The organism is Gracilibacillus caseinilyticus (assembly GCF_022919115.1).
In the GTDB taxonomy this organism is placed as follows: domain Bacteria; phylum Bacillota; class Bacilli; order Bacillales; family Amphibacillaceae; genus Gracilibacillus; species Gracilibacillus caseinilyticus.
Genome location: NZ_CP095072.1, coordinates 3,578,307 through 3,592,508 on the forward strand (window position 1 = coordinate 3,578,307; position 14,202 = coordinate 3,592,508).

24 protein-coding genes and 1 tRNA gene are annotated in these 14,202 nt (G+C 29.7%); 3 read left to right on the plus strand and 22 right to left on the minus strand.

Features of this window, described 5'->3' with window-relative positions; all coding sequences use genetic code 11:
* The first annotated feature begins 23 nt into the window (after window positions 1–23).
* A complete protein-coding gene (locus MUN88_RS17100; RefSeq protein WP_244717195.1) occupies window positions 24–701 on the plus strand; it encodes a hypothetical protein in 678 nt (225 codons plus the stop codon).
* Window positions 702–1,061: 360 nt separating this feature from the next.
* Here MUN88_RS17100 and MUN88_RS17105 read toward each other — a convergent pair whose 3' ends face one another.
* The 22 genes from MUN88_RS17105 to MUN88_RS17210 form a co-directional block, all read right to left on the minus strand.
* On the minus strand, window positions 1,062–1,463 hold the full coding sequence (locus MUN88_RS17105; RefSeq protein ID WP_244717197.1) for a phBC6A51 family helix-turn-helix protein: 402 nt from the start codon (window positions 1,461–1,463) through the stop codon (window positions 1,062–1,064).
* A 77-nt stretch (window positions 1,464–1,540) separates the two neighbouring features.
* Window positions 1,541–1,738, minus strand: coding sequence for a hypothetical protein (locus MUN88_RS17110; protein WP_244717199.1), 198 nt, complete (start codon window positions 1,736–1,738; stop codon window positions 1,541–1,543).
* 17 nt (window positions 1,739–1,755) lie between these two features.
* Window positions 1,756–2,805 carry a serine/threonine-protein kinase gene (locus tag MUN88_RS17115; RefSeq protein ID WP_244717201.1) on the minus strand — a complete coding sequence of 350 codons (1,050 nt, stop codon included), beginning with the start codon at window positions 2,803–2,805 and terminating at the stop codon, window positions 1,756–1,758.
* Between the two features lie 12 nt (window positions 2,806–2,817).
* Window positions 2,818–3,288, minus strand: coding sequence for a hypothetical protein (locus tag MUN88_RS17120; protein WP_244717203.1), 471 nt, complete (start codon window positions 3,286–3,288; stop codon window positions 2,818–2,820).
* A 138-nt stretch (window positions 3,289–3,426) separates the two neighbouring features.
* Complete coding sequence (locus MUN88_RS17125) at window positions 3,427–3,645, minus strand: hypothetical protein (RefSeq protein WP_244717205.1); 219 nt, start codon at window positions 3,643–3,645, stop codon at window positions 3,427–3,429.
* 181 nt (window positions 3,646–3,826) lie between these two features.
* Window positions 3,827–4,417 (minus strand): hypothetical protein, encoded by a 591-nt coding sequence (locus MUN88_RS17130; RefSeq protein WP_244717207.1) that lies wholly within the window; start codon window positions 4,415–4,417, stop codon window positions 3,827–3,829.
* A complete protein-coding gene (locus MUN88_RS17135) occupies window positions 4,404–4,784 on the minus strand; it encodes a hypothetical protein (RefSeq protein ID WP_244717209.1) in 381 nt (126 codons plus the stop codon). Before MUN88_RS17135 ends, MUN88_RS17130 begins: the two co-directional genes overlap by 14 nt.
* 167 nt (window positions 4,785–4,951) lie before the next feature.
* Window positions 4,952–5,272, minus strand: coding sequence for a hypothetical protein (locus tag MUN88_RS17140; protein ID WP_244717212.1), 321 nt, complete (start codon window positions 5,270–5,272; stop codon window positions 4,952–4,954).
* Complete coding sequence (locus MUN88_RS17145) at window positions 5,273–5,488, minus strand: hypothetical protein (RefSeq protein WP_244717214.1); 216 nt, start codon at window positions 5,486–5,488, stop codon at window positions 5,273–5,275.
* The gene (locus MUN88_RS17150; RefSeq protein WP_244717216.1) at window positions 5,489–6,154 is read right to left on the minus strand and encodes an HNH endonuclease; all 666 of its coding nucleotides are present in this window, start codon (window positions 6,152–6,154) and stop codon (window positions 5,489–5,491) included.
* Window positions 6,155–6,344: 190 nt separating this feature from the next.
* A complete protein-coding gene (locus MUN88_RS17155; RefSeq protein WP_244717218.1) occupies window positions 6,345–6,728 on the minus strand; it encodes a hypothetical protein in 384 nt (127 codons plus the stop codon).
* A 28-nt stretch (window positions 6,729–6,756) separates the two neighbouring features.
* Window positions 6,757–7,557 (minus strand): hypothetical protein, encoded by an 801-nt coding sequence (locus MUN88_RS17160; protein ID WP_244717220.1) that lies wholly within the window; start codon window positions 7,555–7,557, stop codon window positions 6,757–6,759.
* 51 nt (window positions 7,558–7,608) lie between these two features.
* The gene (locus MUN88_RS17165; RefSeq protein ID WP_244717222.1) at window positions 7,609–8,052 is read right to left on the minus strand and encodes a YomK family phage-derived protein; all 444 of its coding nucleotides are present in this window, start codon (window positions 8,050–8,052) and stop codon (window positions 7,609–7,611) included.
* A 69-nt stretch (window positions 8,053–8,121) separates the two neighbouring features.
* Window positions 8,122–10,617 carry a phage tail family protein gene (locus MUN88_RS17170; RefSeq protein ID WP_244717224.1) on the minus strand — a complete coding sequence of 832 codons (2,496 nt, stop codon included), beginning with the start codon at window positions 10,615–10,617 and terminating at the stop codon, window positions 8,122–8,124.
* A gap of 69 nt (window positions 10,618–10,686) precedes the next feature.
* Window positions 10,687–11,478 carry a DUF5677 domain-containing protein gene (locus MUN88_RS17175; RefSeq protein WP_244717226.1) on the minus strand — a complete coding sequence of 264 codons (792 nt, stop codon included), beginning with the start codon at window positions 11,476–11,478 and terminating at the stop codon, window positions 10,687–10,689.
* 76 nt (window positions 11,479–11,554) lie between these two features.
* A tRNA-OTHER gene (locus MUN88_RS17180) sits at window positions 11,555–11,630 on the minus strand.
* Window positions 11,631–11,675: 45 nt separating this feature from the next.
* A complete protein-coding gene (locus MUN88_RS17185) occupies window positions 11,676–11,969 on the minus strand; it encodes a hypothetical protein (RefSeq protein WP_244717228.1) in 294 nt (97 codons plus the stop codon).
* 16 nt (window positions 11,970–11,985) lie between these two features.
* Entirely contained in the window at window positions 11,986–12,285 is a 300-nt protein-coding gene (locus MUN88_RS17190) for a hypothetical protein (RefSeq protein ID WP_244717230.1), read from the minus strand.
* A gap of 17 nt (window positions 12,286–12,302) precedes the next feature.
* Window positions 12,303–12,542, minus strand: coding sequence for a hypothetical protein (locus MUN88_RS17195; RefSeq protein WP_244717233.1), 240 nt, complete (start codon window positions 12,540–12,542; stop codon window positions 12,303–12,305).
* Window positions 12,539–12,748, minus strand: a complete 210-nt coding sequence (locus tag MUN88_RS17200; RefSeq protein ID WP_244717236.1) for a hypothetical protein — start codon at window positions 12,746–12,748, stop codon at window positions 12,539–12,541. The genes MUN88_RS17195 and MUN88_RS17200 overlap by 4 nt, the downstream gene beginning before the upstream one ends.
* On the minus strand, window positions 12,749–12,955 hold the full coding sequence (locus MUN88_RS17205; RefSeq protein WP_244717239.1) for a hypothetical protein: 207 nt from the start codon (window positions 12,953–12,955) through the stop codon (window positions 12,749–12,751).
* 81 nt (window positions 12,956–13,036) lie between these two features.
* The gene (locus MUN88_RS17210) at window positions 13,037–13,270 is read right to left on the minus strand and encodes a hypothetical protein (protein ID WP_244717242.1); all 234 of its coding nucleotides are present in this window, start codon (window positions 13,268–13,270) and stop codon (window positions 13,037–13,039) included.
* Window positions 13,271–13,578: 308 nt separating this feature from the next.
* On the opposite strand from MUN88_RS17210, the gene MUN88_RS17215 reads away from it, so the two are divergent.
* Window positions 13,579–13,977: a RusA family crossover junction endodeoxyribonuclease gene (locus tag MUN88_RS17215; RefSeq protein ID WP_244717244.1), complete on the plus strand. Its 399-nt coding sequence runs from the start codon at window positions 13,579–13,581 to the stop codon at window positions 13,975–13,977.
* On the plus strand, window positions 13,977–14,192 hold the full coding sequence (locus MUN88_RS17220) for a hypothetical protein (RefSeq protein ID WP_244717246.1): 216 nt from the start codon (window positions 13,977–13,979) through the stop codon (window positions 14,190–14,192). The genes MUN88_RS17215 and MUN88_RS17220 overlap by 1 nt, the downstream gene beginning before the upstream one ends.
* Window positions 14,193–14,202: the final 10 nt, after the last annotated feature.

The following is a 14,202-nucleotide window of genomic DNA, read 5'->3' on the forward strand; positions in this document are numbered from 1 at the left end:
TAATGTAAAAGGAATGATATATAGTGTATGACTTTGAACTTATAAAAAAAGCAGTAAATGATGCTTTACGTATTATTGAAACCCTACCTCAAGCAATGGAAATTATCTATTCTAATACATCAGCTGTATTCCGCTATTTGAGTGACAACGAAGACAAAATTAAAAATTTTATCAACGACATTCCAAAACTACAACAATTTACTGATATACGACTTAAAAATATTCCAACTAATGAAACTATTAATCTTGTTACTCATTTAGTTAAACAAAATAAAATACAAATAAATGAGGATTGGAGTATCTCACTTGTTGAACAAAAACCTTCAAATATTGGTTTGTCTGAACAGAGACTAAATACTTTAATTGGGATAATCAGCTTAACATTTACTTTAAATACAGCTTCTGGAACGACTAATAATTATGATATAGAAAACAAAATACACATAGATAATTCAACAACGAATTATTATATAGAAGAAACTACATACTTGGAAAACAAATTTATAACAACAAAAGAAGATTTGCCCTTATATGAAGACGAAAGTAGTGATGAAATAATTCATACTGTTCCAGTAGGAACTACCGTTTTTACCATAACTAACGAAAATGATAAAAATTTAATAGTAATATTAGATAAAGATAATCAGATTGAATATTCTGGTTGGGTTGACTCCAAGTATATTACCCCAATTGTTGATTAACTTTGAACTTGCAAAATTTATTATAAAATTGTAGAGGTAGCTGTAGCGCTCTCAGTCTCCATCAAAACAGAATGCCTACCCCTACCTCTATCAGAATACTTCTAATTTATTTTTCGCTACAAATCTTATGTATTATATATTCATTTATATGTATTTTACATAATGTAAATTATCGGAATGGAATATATTACCACTCTATTAAATCAACAATTATAGCGTTATATTAACTTAAAATAGCACTTTATAAAACGATGAATAAGCAATTGTTTCATACATTCATTGAATATGCATTTAATTGCTAATATTATGCTGATATTCCTCTATATTCTGTAATAATTCTGCATAAAATATTGCATAAAATTACTCTTCCCCATCCTCTAACTCAGCCAACTCTTGCTCTAATACATCCTCATTAACAGTTTCCTTGTTCATGTCTGCTGTAATCTCATGCTTAGATGTTGGTCTACCAAGCGATCTATCAGCTAGATAAGTTAATACACTCGCTTGAACACGCTTATTTGAATTGTCACTAGCCAACTCATAAAGTTTATCAATGACAAATTCTAACTTCCCGTCAATCATTTTTTGTACTGAAACTTTACGACCATGTAAGCGTCTGTCTAATTCAGCCCTAAATTCTTTATTTTCAAGCCAATCATATAATGTTTGTCTACTTACTCCAATTTTTGTAGCAATATCCTTTTTTGTTAACTCACCATCTGCTAATAATTCTATAGCTAAATATTTTCTATCATCCATCATCCTTCAAGTATACCCCCTTTACACCTTTACGAAATGCTGGCAATTAACCCATAAAAAATAACAGCCTAAGAAGACTGCTATCCTTTATTTTTAAATATTTTTGTTGAATCAATAGGAATAATTTTTACATAACCATTGTCATGTTCTACAATGTGATAATTATTACGCATATCAACTACTTTATCTTTTTCAAGTCTTTGGTCTAATGTTTCAATTGGAAAAGGAGTATTGGACTTTTTTGTAAAATTTGTCTTAACTTTAACAAACCTAGCCATAATAAACCTCCTTTGTTTTATTGCATTAATTGCTTTAAATGCTTATATGCCTCTTCTTTACTAGTATATTCATTATTGCACCATTTAGTCACTTTGCGACTATTTCCATCACTTTTTCTTATTTTTTCTCCAAAAGTAACCCAATTATTTGACTCTTTAAATAAATTCAATTTAAAAATATGAGTATCATTTTCTTTTGTCCATTGGGAACTTTTGTTTGTATCTTCAGTATAAACCCAATTTGCTTCTTCTTCAACCCCGCTTATATCATTTATCATATCCAAAACAGTTTCGTATCTACTTTTAACATCAGGTATTAATGCTTTCTTAATAATTCTTTGAAATTTATCTGGTATGTGAGGTAAAAAAGAATCTCGCTTCGGAAATTTGCCTTTTTTTATCGCTTCACCTAATTCACCATTGGTGTTTATATTTAATTTATTCAATTGATCTTTAAAAAAATCATCACCATTACACATTCTATATATAGTTAAGCCGGCTTGATAAACATCTGTAAAGAATGATTGTTTACCAAATACAAATGCTTCTGGCGGAATGTGAAGAGGATATAATTTATCTGGTGTTGCAAAACCACTATCATTAAGATATTTCGATAGTCCAAAATCAGTGACCACAGCTTTATTAGAGTTACTAATTAAAATATTCGTAGGCTTAATATCAAAATGAATCAATTTCTTAGTATGCATAAAATGAATACCGGACAAAAACTCTAAAGAATATTTAATAATTTCTTTTACAGTTAAGTACCTTTCATTCATTAATGAATTTAATGATCCATTTTTGAAATATTGCATTGCTAAGTAAATATTTTTTTCATCCTGAGAAGCGTATTTAACTTCCATTATATTAGGGTGTTGTGTTGCATACAACATTTGTGCTTCCTTGAAAAAGTCATCTTCATTATTAAAGTCCGACTTGTCAATTATTTTAACTACTAAATCAGCATTTAATTGTGGATCGTAAGCAATATGTACATCTGAATTTCTTCCTTCATCCCCTATATCTTCTTTAAACTCTAAACTTAATAATGTATCAACCAATAACATATACTATTCCCCTTATAAACATGATGAAGCAACACTAGCTAATATTGATTCTCGTTCTTCTTGTTTATATGATTTCCAATCATTATCCTCAGCAAATATCTTCTTTGCTTCAATATAATCCTTTATATGTTTGTCTTCAAGAAGCCTACTCATTTGTGGTATTTTCAATACTGAGTATTTTTGAATTGAGCTATTAGCAAACAATTCTTGAATCACACCCTCGATATGCATTCTATATACTGAAGGGGTTTGTGCTATTGATTCTGATATACGCAAACCAGCATGAGTGACTTCAAATTCAAGTATGATTGCTAAAAAATTAGTTCTAATAAATGCTAGCTGTTCAGGAACATCAATAGAAACAGGAATATTTAAAAATGAATTCCTAACAACTTCAAATTCATCACCATCTATTTTAACCACAGCATAATAGATTTTGGGTGTCTTTTTCGTAGGTAACACCCTAATACCAATACTATACATAACAATCCATCCTTTTATAGTAATACAACTATTTTACTATAAAAAGAAAGAATTTACATTAATAAACTATTATTAATATCCTTGTCTTCAATTTCGTCTTATGATCATAACAAAAACACTACAGCTAAGTAGTGTCGGTTACTCTCCTAATTCTATTATTTCAATTCCTGGATGATTCTTTGATAAACCAACAACTATTGATTCTATTTCATTAAATGAGTCTTTAGTTATTCCGCTACCGTATACTTGTTTGTAATATGGTCGCTCCTTTAGATAACTCTGAACTTTATCACTATTCCCATAAACAATAAATTCCTCATTATTATCAGGATCTTTGAGCTTATAAATAGAGTACATTTTATTCCACCTCACTAGAACATATTTCCTGTATTCTAACATATTCTTACTAATCTTTTATTTTATACACTATCTTTTTTACCATTTCAGCATCATATACATTTGTTATGTCTCTTATATCACCAATATTGATTATATGGTCTTTTTCAAAAGACTTTTTCAAAGCTATTCTGTATTCTTTTTAAAACTCAAAGAATTTTCTTTTGTAAAATAAAGCTTTAAATGGGGCTTTAGTGTAATTTTCTCTTGATATTGGATGAGGATAATTCATTTCATCATAATAATTTACAGGTTTTCTATCAAACGGTATATCTGACTTTTTTAATGTACTATCTAACCTATCAAACAATTCAGGTGCATCAAACCCTATTAATTTTCTATCTTTAAATTGTTCATATAGACTATTAGCAATTTCTGATTTCAAAGTGTAGATATTGTTTTGCTCAGCAAAGTCATTATTTAGTGACAACATCACAAAACAACAGATTGGTATATTTCTTAATCCATCAAAAGATTCATGCAATGATCCTTGCTTCACAATAAAATCAAAACTTTCTCCACTTTCTGGAGTAAGAGTTATTTTACTTCCTTCTTCCATATTTCTACTCCATGAACCCTCTCTTGCATCCCCTATACCCTTTTTTTGTTGTTCTTTTTCAAGGTCTATAAAATTACCACATCTACTAAAGTATAAATTTCCATCCAATGTACTTTCTAAAAACTGTTTTTCAACAAACTTTAATATTAAGAGTACATCTTCATTTTCGTCCATTATAGAAACCACCTTCACAAATGATTACTACAATGATACCATGTAAAATCAATTCAAAACGAATCAATGTATCTTTACCGTCTGTACTTCTAACAAACACTTGCGCTCTATCATCATCAATAAAATTAATGTCATTTGGCTTCAACTTGATTTCGTCTTTAATATTCGGAAAATACTTCTTCAACGTTCTAAAATATTGTGGTTGGTTAACTGGATTATCTTTATTCTCGCCAATATGTGCCACCATAAAGAAGAACATCAAATCATCATTGTTCAGCAGTGTTGCAAATCCATTAAATGTCTCATTAATTCTTTGGATGTCAATTAAACTACCATCAAATATTACGACTTCATTGATTCGCTTCAATTACATCTCCACCCTCTTCAAATTAGTCCATATGTACTAATTCGTCAAAAAAGTGAATTATCCTTCAAATTTACCCATATTTTACAATAGTGAAATGCAACGGAATCGCACCGTTATCATAGCTACTTGCCATTTCAAAAAATAAAGAGAAAATTAATTCTCTAAAACTAAGGTAACTTCCTTTTAATATGTAAGCCGTGTAACTTTCGCCAGTTATTGCTTTTACCATCACTTATAGACTCATAATATTCTAACTCATCTCTTTTTAATTCTCGTTTGATTCCAACAAAATTAATATTGGAAACATACTCAATAAAGCTTTTAATTGCATTAACACAATACTCAGCTACCTGTTGGAATAATGACTTAATCTGATTCCATATATCTTTTACAGTTTGATAAACCATTTCTTCAATTTCTTTTTTCGTGTAAGTTTGACCATTTATATCAATAGTTTCATCCCCTAAAATATCATCAACATAGTTCACTTAACATACTCCTTTTTCTCCTAGTTTTAATGCCCTATTAACAATTTCTTGTATATTTTCTTCAACAGTTGTAAGCTCTCTTTTATGTTGACTTGCTTTGATAATTGTATCTATATCATGAAATACTAACTTATATTTATTAAGAATTGCTTCACTTTCTTTATTTTTATCAAAAACAACTGAAGCACCATATGTACCTATGTCAATATCTCTCATTTACCCTACACCCCTATACTTTTTACTTTCTTCATGCTCTGACCATCTAACACCACTAAATATCTGACTAATAGCTGGCTGACTAACACCAAAATGTTTCGCTATTTCTGTCCTAGTCAACCCTTTTCTTGCCAAACTAAATATTTTAGTAACATCATCATAATTTAACTGCTTACTATTACTCGCAGAACGTTCCAATTTACTCTTATAAATTTTAGGTTTCTTCGGTACTCTCGGTCTACCTACACCTAATCCATTTTTAACTGCTCTTTGTGTGTTTTCCTTGTGACTAACCCATTCTAAATTTGTAATATGACAATTTAAACTGTCACAATCCTTGTGATCAATAAAATATCCCTCTTCATATCCATCAATGAAAGCAAGACCAATCAATCTATGTAAATATAACCTTTTAACGCTACCATCTTTAGTTGATAACTGATACTTGAAATAACGGCTTCTTTTATCACCTATACTCGGCTTTAAATATCTGTATCTTTCACGATTAAATACTCCAGCATGACCATCCACAAATAAATGGACCTCGTAATTATCTTTTACGCTTGTTAAGTCTGGCAACTTACATATCATTGCTACCTTGTCAACAGCTACTTTCCTTCTAATCTTATCCGTATAATACTCTGCATCCTTGTATGTATATTCCAACCTGTTAATCTCCCTATCCCACAATATAAAAGCTAAAAGTTAATGCTAAAATACTTGCAATAGTAATGGATGTAAATTGCAACTTATGATTATCGTCTCTTTCACCAATAGCACCCATACCAAATATTACGATTAGCACGAACATTAAAATTTGAAATGCTAATAACATTATTTATCCCCTCTCCAATGCTTAGTCACTTAAATCAATTCCTTCAGATTCTCCCCAACCATCGATTAAACCATTTTCATAAGCTTCAACATCAGGATTATAGTATTTAGAGTTCCGGATTGCATCATAATCTGCATCTTTTCTAATTGTTTCATTAACAGTGTTGTGATATTCCTCTATTTCAAATGAAGAGATATGACTAGGATTTATCCATACTTCTGATTCGTCATATAATACAAAGTGTCTCAATCCATTAACTAACACTTTTGCACCGAATGCCATTTCATTGTATAATCTTGATTCAAATTCATTAAGTGTTTTTGACTTCAATTCATACTCTTGCCCATTAATCATGGTTATTATAATTTTATATGCCATCTTTATTTTATCTCCTTTTTTATCCATAATAAAAAGACACCGATTATTCGATGCCTCAAAACAATTTTTTAAGTTTCTTGATTTCTTCGCTTTTTTGATTAAATAGTTCAGTTAAATAATCATGATAATTATAAAAAGAAGCTGTAATTTCACCATACATTCTATCTTCTACTAATCTTGCTTGAATAACATCATTGTTACTATGTTTATCATGATATTCATTTAACTCTTTTTGCTCTTTAGTTTTTTCAGTTAGTTCATCATGAAATAAAAATGTTTCTGTAAAGTCTATGATTTGTCTTAATCTATTTTTAGTTTTTATATATGCTTCATAGAATTCATATGGTATGTAATTGTCATTAATACTTTCAATTGTATTTTGAATCAGTTTTAATTCATCATTAACTTCAATAATTTTTAAAAGTGCTAATTTAGCTAATCCTCTATTATCAGTGAATTTTCGTATATCTTCTCCTTCATAGATATTCATATCATGTTCTCTATTCAAATGCTCATGCATTAAATTAATTAGTGATGCTCTATTTCTATTTCCATAATTAAGTAATATACTTAGATCCTTGAATATGGGATCTAATACATAGTAAACTTTAAAAAAATTCTTAATTTCCTCAATTTGAGAATCTTTTCTCATTCGATTAATTTGAATCCATGCTGCACCAAATGCCACTAGTCCACCGATTAATGCACCAAAATAACTACCAAAAAAACCTATCCAATCATTTGAAGTCACTGTATTTCCAAAACTCATTAACCAGTTGACACACATTGGAACAGCAATGACAAACACTATTGTTAAAATAACTACTAGCATTTTTTTGTTTTTTATTATACTCATATCTCTATCACCTCATGATAATACTACCATAAGATGACATTTTCATTCATTTTAATCCTTTTTCTCTTTTTCTGACTCATGTGTATCAGTAACTAATTGCTTAAAGTAAATAGCTGTTGATCGTTCTAATCTACTATCACCTATTTTACTTGTAATGAGTAAAAATACTATGACTGCTATAATAAAAGATCCTAAACTTGCACCAGTTTCTCCCATAATAATTGTTGCAAATGAAGAATATGAACTAATAAATAGTACTATAAGTGCAATTATTCCACCTAAACCTTGCCATGCATTATATCCTTCTTCTAATTTACTTAATCTAGCAACTAATGTATTCCTAGTATCATGATCTATTTTCTTTAATGTGTCAAGGTTGTTTCTATATCTAGATACTGGAATGTTTCCATTCTGTTCAAAATTGTCTCGAATAAAATTAATTAACTCTTTATTGTCTTTTTTATAAATTGCATCTTTTAATTCTTTGACTTTCAATGTATCCCCTCCATAGTAATATAATACTACAAAAGGGTATTTTTTACCATTTAATCAATTATGTAAATTTTACACTTCTTTAACACCGTTCACATAAACACCATCAGGCTTTAACTCCAAATTATTATTACTATCAGCTATAGTAATTAATCCTGGCTTTACTGTCGTATATGTATTATTATCAACGTTCTCTAAGTGAAACTCATCACTAAAAAGATGCATCAAATAAGTAATATTATCAATGGATTCGTTATTTTCAATGTTAGAATTACTAATATCAGAATTATTAATCTCTGAGTCATTGAACGTTCCATCTGTAAAAGTTTTATTCCCAAAACTACCACTTTCAACTTGTGATGGTGTTACATTACCAGTATATTGACCTGTATCAGATAGCTTACTTATCTTAGGTGAGTCAGCAGGTAATGCATCGATGTCATCACTCGTATACGTTGGCTTATTCACATTCGACCAATTCACCTCGCCACCGTTAACATAGAAATTTCCACTAATAGACAGATCTCCTGACTCATCTGCAAAAAATGAGTCGACCCAAGCATTACCATCATTTTTTTGAATCCGTATTCCGTCAATTGGATTTATGATTACACGGCTCTGACCATCATTATTTATTATGGCAATATTGCCATTGATGACATCGATACCATCTTCATCTATTCTCACCGTGCCACCATCATTCTCTATTACCAAATTTTCACCAGCTAGTAAGCGACCAAGTATTTTCTCTGCTCGTATTCCTTTTGCATCTAGAGCTGTTCCCCATGTTTCAGATCCATCCTCAGATAATGCAATTACACCACTTTGCAAAATAATTACTTCTTCTTCATTTTTAGGATTTCTTATTTTAATCCCACGTCTATCAACCGTAACACTTTGATCTGCTCCAGCAACTATCTTTTTATTGGTAAGTTCAATATTTTCTTGCATCATTTTATCTAACTCTGTTGTTTTTTCTGAAGATTCATTCCATTTGCTTTCATTTTTATTTAATTTGTTTGAAGTAGAAACTGCATTATTATATATTAATTCTGCAAACTTTTCTTTGGAATCGCTATAAACTACATTGGATACAGTAAGATCAAGACTATTGCTATCAAACCCAATTTTCATTTCACTAATTATAGATTTAAATTCCACATCCAACGGTTCATAATCAGCACGAAAAACATACCCTAGACCAATCCTATCCCAATCGTTTTGGGCATCAATCACTTTCAGAAATTGAATTAAGCTAAATTTTAATTCTCTTTGAGGTTCTTTGTTTGCATTTAATTTCTTAACAGCAGCATTATATAACTCTTCAACGACTGTATAACGATTATCTTCCCAAACATCTTCTACAACAAAGATTTCTTTTTCTTTTAATTGTTCAGAAGTAAAATTATTTTCTTCAGATAACTCATTATGTATAGTCTCAATAGCATCTTGAATATCAGACATTTCTTCTTCTATAGCATAAATTTCAACTTGTTTATCATCAATTTCACTTTGCTTATTATTAAGGTTATTAATCAATTCATTTGTGTCTTCTTCATTAGCTTTAGCTGTATCAATATCATCAAGTATCTTCTCATACTCTTCTTGTAACTCTTCCATGTCATCTAACAATGGATTCAATTGCTCCATAAATGGTTGTCTCTCTTCAATTAAAGAATCATATTCAGCTTGTTTGCTTTGAATTAAATTATTATAATCAATAATTGCTTGACATAATCCATCTGACATATAAGGAGATGAACTAATCACATTTCCGTTATTGTCTACCTCATAACCTTTCAAATAATGGCTAAAATCCTCTATATATTCATTACCAGTTGGTTGAACATCACTAATACTAAGACCATCTTTGCCGTATACATATAACCTTGTAATTACACTTTCAGCATCTGTCTGATCTTCGAGTGACTTAATATATTTACCATATGAAGCACTTAAACCATAATCATATTGCATATTCTCTGGAGTATAAATGCTAACCGTTCTATTAAACGTATCAAAACTCAAAACACCGCCAAATGATTCTGCGATTTTATACAACAGATTCAAAGAGGTAATTTTAGTTTCGTCAAATGACCTTTTCTGATTTAAAAACTCAGTATCAACATGATCTAAAGTCCAATTTGTACTAGTAACAGCAATATTAATTAATTCGTCTACTGTTCTTGATCCACTTTCAACAGTACGAATAATTTTATTGTTTAACTCATATTGCCTTGATTTTAGTGATAGTTGCTTAACAGGCATAGCACTCTTAGATTTCTTTATTTTAGTAACAATCAAGTATTCCGAGAACATATTGCCATATGTAGCTTTAACCAAGTATTTATCTCTAGCTAACTCAAACGGTTTATATTTAACTTTTTGATGTTTTCTGTGTACATATTTAGGAATAGTTATTTCTAACTCTTTAAAATCGCCAAATTTAAACGTTCCTGTACGATCATAGGCATCAGTTAAATTTTCTATCTGAGTGCCATCGGGTCTATGCAAAGACAACTCTAATTCAGGTATTGGCTTATTACTATCGATTGTAAATCTAGTCAAGTTCCCACTCCTTTCCTTTTTAAAATTTGGCAAAATAAAAACAGCCATTGTTTTGGCTGCTTAGAATTTTTATTTATATTTTTTTGAAATTAAATAATTCACTCTAATTAAAGTATTGAAAGTATTTAGATCTTCTTTTAGCCCATAAAATTCATATAATCTTCTGATTGTTTCTAATAAAAATAATCCAACCATGTGTATGTGCATGGTCAAACCTTTATTACTATAAACCATATGAACCTGATTTTCTTCAAATTCCCAACGTTTTAAAGCATCCATTGAATGTACTTCATTAGATAAAAGCTTATACATAATTTCATACTCTGCTTGTAAACCTTGTTTTTTACACAATTGTTCAAAGTTTTTTGTTTTTCCATCTATATTGTACCACTTTTGATTTATAAACCTCTTGTTGAAAACATCGGGATATTTTTCTTTTAAATCATCTTCGTTGAGAATATTTGCTTCATTATCCATTTCATCAATATTTGGATTATCCAATAATCTTCTTATCTCATTTCCTTTTTTGCCGGGCATTTTAATCATCTCGTAAAGCTTGAACTCTTTATACTTTTTGGAAACAAAGTAAGATTGAGCTAACAATTCATTATTATCCGATAATAACACTTTTAAGTAAACATAATTTTCCATTACACTTCTAGCTATTGTATCTATTGAAGCATCTTGTTTGTTTTCAATTAACAGAATCATAGATTCAATTTTTTTAACCATATCTTCAAATAAACCTAATGTTATAGCTTCAGGAAAATCAAATTCTTGATTATTTTCACCTATAGATTTAACAATTACTTTTTCTACAGATTCATTTGCTTCTTTAAGAACCTTTTTAAGTATTTTCATTATTCATTCTCCCCAAAATAAATATAGTAAAATTATACCATATCATTTTAGGAAGCAACACTATTTTAAATTATAGTGGATCTGACAGGACTCGAACCTGTAATATAACTACACTGTTTGTGTGATCGCTTGACCAATTTGCATACAGATCCAAAAAATAAAAAAGACATTATAAATGCCTATAAATATGTATGTATTTAATTTGCTTTCTTATAATATTGCCTAATCGCCTTTTCTCTTGTTCTTCGATAATGTCTTACCTCGTCATTTGGTAGAAACTTGCCTTCTTTATTTTGAATTTCTTGTCTTACTCGGTAAATTGAAGAGATATTTAATTGTCCATCTTCTAAGTCATTTAAAGAAGTTGCTCCCAACTCTCGGTATGCTTGAATGAATAACTTGTTATCACTATTCCTTGTTTCAGGATAGTTTTCTAACACATAATAAAGCAACTTTTTAAGGTTTCCAAACTTTTCTTTTATCTTTTCCAATAAACATTCTCCTTTTCTATTCTTTAATTAATTCACCATTTTCTTTAATCTTCCAATTTGTTTGGTAATCATCTAACATGAACATCATTTCAACAAAATTATCTTTATCATTTTTCCTAATCAATTCAAAAAGCGTATCTTGAAAGTTCGATTTTGATATAGTATCTAAAGCTTGATCGATAGGCATATTTAGATATTTTTCTTGAATCTCTTTTTCCTCGCTCATCTCATGTAAAAATTGATTGACCGCCTTCTCTAATGTTTCTTCTTTTACAATCTTAACTAGACCACCATTAATAAATTTATAGATTTTCAATGTATCAGTCCTCTTCTTTATAATCTATCAAATTCCTTTTCCATATCATCAAATATTTCTTTACCAGTATTAATCACTAGCAATGAGTAAATTAGTTCCAAAAAGAATAAAGCAAATACAACGCTTCCAATTAATATAATGCTTATGCTTAAACCTAAAGTAGCATTTAACAACCAAACAATGCCTAATACTACTGCTTCTGCAAACACCAATTTTAAAAACCATCCGAACAACCCAATTGTTAAAAAGTTTTTCATTTTTTATCTCCTTCATTATCGATAACAATAGCATCGAGTTGATAATTTAACCTATGTAATATTCCGTGCATGTATTTATCTACATATATTCCATTCTCTTGAATTTCAATAAGTTTATCGATGTATTTAAAATATAGTTCAAAATCATCTTTTCTAATGTATTTTTCACCTTTTAAATCTATTTCTTTGATGTTACTATTTTTCATTTAATCATTCTCCTTTATATAAATAAAAAAACTACCTTTTTCATTTCTAACTTTACAAAATTCATGAAATTTTTCTTCATTAAATGTAATCTCAAATTTAATGAAAGGATATTTAACACGAAACTTAGATATCGAATCTAATAACTTATTTACATCATTTTTAAAATTGTCGATATCAACATGTACTTCAATTTCTCCCAAATTCATTATTCATTCTCCTTTTTTAATCATTAATTTTAAATATGATTTAATATCATCCAATTCTTTTAGTATTTGCTTGCGCTCATCCTATGCTTCTCGTATGTAAGGGTAGATCCCACCAAATAATAGATCATTTGTTTTTTTTCTTTGATTAAAAATGATATCTTCAATTTGATTCAAATCGTCCTGAGATAAGTAGTTAATTGTATTAGCTTCAAATTTATTCTTGATTTCTTCTACCTTCTCTTTCATATAATCTTGACCGCCCTTCCAGCTTGCTTTTATTTCTTTGTTTAACAGTCTTGTTCTTCCGATTTCCATCTTTTAATGCATTTCTTAGCATCTTTTCAAAATATGTAAATAATTAATGAAATTCTCGAATCGAAAGGTTTCATTTCACTTTTCAACATTAACAGTAAATGGATATTTTGAAGTGAAATCCTCGAGTATTTTTCACTTCAAATCGTGAAATGAAAAGGTATATATATATATATAATTTCCGTTTCACTCCCTGTCGGTCATAGAGAAAAAAGGTGGTGGGCTTAAGCTCTGCCCGCCACTCACTTTTCTCTTTACTATGACAAAGAAAATTTTCAAAATCAAAAATAGACATAAATGGAAGTGATAAAATGACGACTGAGTTTTTTATGCCATTTAAAAAAGTACCTTCAGTGACTCATCAACAAAAGCAAGTTCACGTGGTAAATGGTAAACCGATATTTTACGAGCCAGAAGGGTTAAAGGTAGCACGAGCGAAATTAATGGCACATCTAGGACAACATGTTCCTAAGCAACAGTATAAGCATTCAGTGCGATTGATGGTGAAGTGGTGCTTCCCTATTACTGGGAAGCATCAAGATGGCGAATATAAATATACACGACCAGATACTGATAACCTCCAGAAATTATTAAAGGACTGTATGACAGATTGTGGATATTGGAAAGATGATGCGTTAGTAGTTTCAGAGATTGTAGAAAAGTTTTGGGCACAGATGCCAGGCATTTATATAAAGATCGAGGCGATTTGATGAACTATCAACAATTCTATGCTGATGTTGCTGAGTGGATCAATCAGAGTAATCAGATGGCCGTAAAGCACGGATTACAGAGTAATGAGTTTTGGATATGGGCTGTAAATTCAGCTGGCCAACTTAGTGAAAAATACAACAACGAACCATTAGTCATTAAACAAGTCATGATGCTGATCAATTGGCTTGAGGATATCTATACAGGAAAGCAGTAACGTAAAATAT

Excerpts from the sequence above, each read along its gene's own strand:
- MUN88_RS17105 (WP_244717197.1), bottom strand. The coding sequence starts at position 1,463 with ATGATGGATGATAGAAAATATTTAGCTATAGAATTATTAGCAGATGGT.
- MUN88_RS17220 (WP_244717246.1), top strand. The coding sequence starts at position 13,977 with ATGAACTATCAACAATTCTATGCTGATGTTGCTGAGTGGATCAATCAG.
- MUN88_RS17200 (WP_244717236.1), bottom strand. The coding sequence starts at position 12,748 with ATGAAAAATAGTAACATCAAAGAAATAGATTTAAAAGGTGAAAAATAC.
- MUN88_RS17195 (WP_244717233.1), bottom strand. The coding sequence starts at position 12,542 with ATGAAAAACTTTTTAACAATTGGGTTGTTCGGATGGTTTTTAAAATTG.
- MUN88_RS17175 (WP_244717226.1), bottom strand. The coding sequence starts at position 11,478 with ATGAAAATACTTAAAAAGGTTCTTAAAGAAGCAAATGAATCTGTAGAA.
- MUN88_RS17130 (WP_244717207.1), bottom strand. The coding sequence starts at position 4,417 with ATGGACGAAAATGAAGATGTACTCTTAATATTAAAGTTTGTTGAAAAA.
- MUN88_RS17205 (WP_244717239.1), bottom strand. The coding sequence starts at position 12,955 with ATGAATTTGGGAGAAATTGAAGTACATGTTGATATCGACAATTTTAAA.
- MUN88_RS17160 (WP_244717220.1), bottom strand. The coding sequence starts at position 7,557 with ATGAGTATAATAAAAAACAAAAAAATGCTAGTAGTTATTTTAACAATA.
- MUN88_RS17145 (WP_244717214.1), bottom strand. The coding sequence starts at position 5,488 with ATGAGAGATATTGACATAGGTACATATGGTGCTTCAGTTGTTTTTGAT.
- MUN88_RS17120 (WP_244717203.1), bottom strand. The coding sequence starts at position 3,288 with ATGTATAGTATTGGTATTAGGGTGTTACCTACGAAAAAGACACCCAAA.
- MUN88_RS17110 (WP_244717199.1), bottom strand. The coding sequence starts at position 1,738 with ATGGCTAGGTTTGTTAAAGTTAAGACAAATTTTACAAAAAAGTCCAAT.
- MUN88_RS17155 (WP_244717218.1), bottom strand. The coding sequence starts at position 6,728 with ATGGATAAAAAAGGAGATAAAATAAAGATGGCATATAAAATTATAATA.
- MUN88_RS17125 (WP_244717205.1), bottom strand. The coding sequence starts at position 3,645 with ATGTACTCTATTTATAAGCTCAAAGATCCTGATAATAATGAGGAATTT.
- MUN88_RS17115 (WP_244717201.1), bottom strand. The coding sequence starts at position 2,805 with ATGTTATTGGTTGATACATTATTAAGTTTAGAGTTTAAAGAAGATATA.
- MUN88_RS17210 (WP_244717242.1), bottom strand. The coding sequence starts at position 13,270 with ATGGAAATCGGAAGAACAAGACTGTTAAACAAAGAAATAAAAGCAAGC.
- MUN88_RS17215 (WP_244717244.1), top strand. The coding sequence starts at position 13,579 with ATGACGACTGAGTTTTTTATGCCATTTAAAAAAGTACCTTCAGTGACT.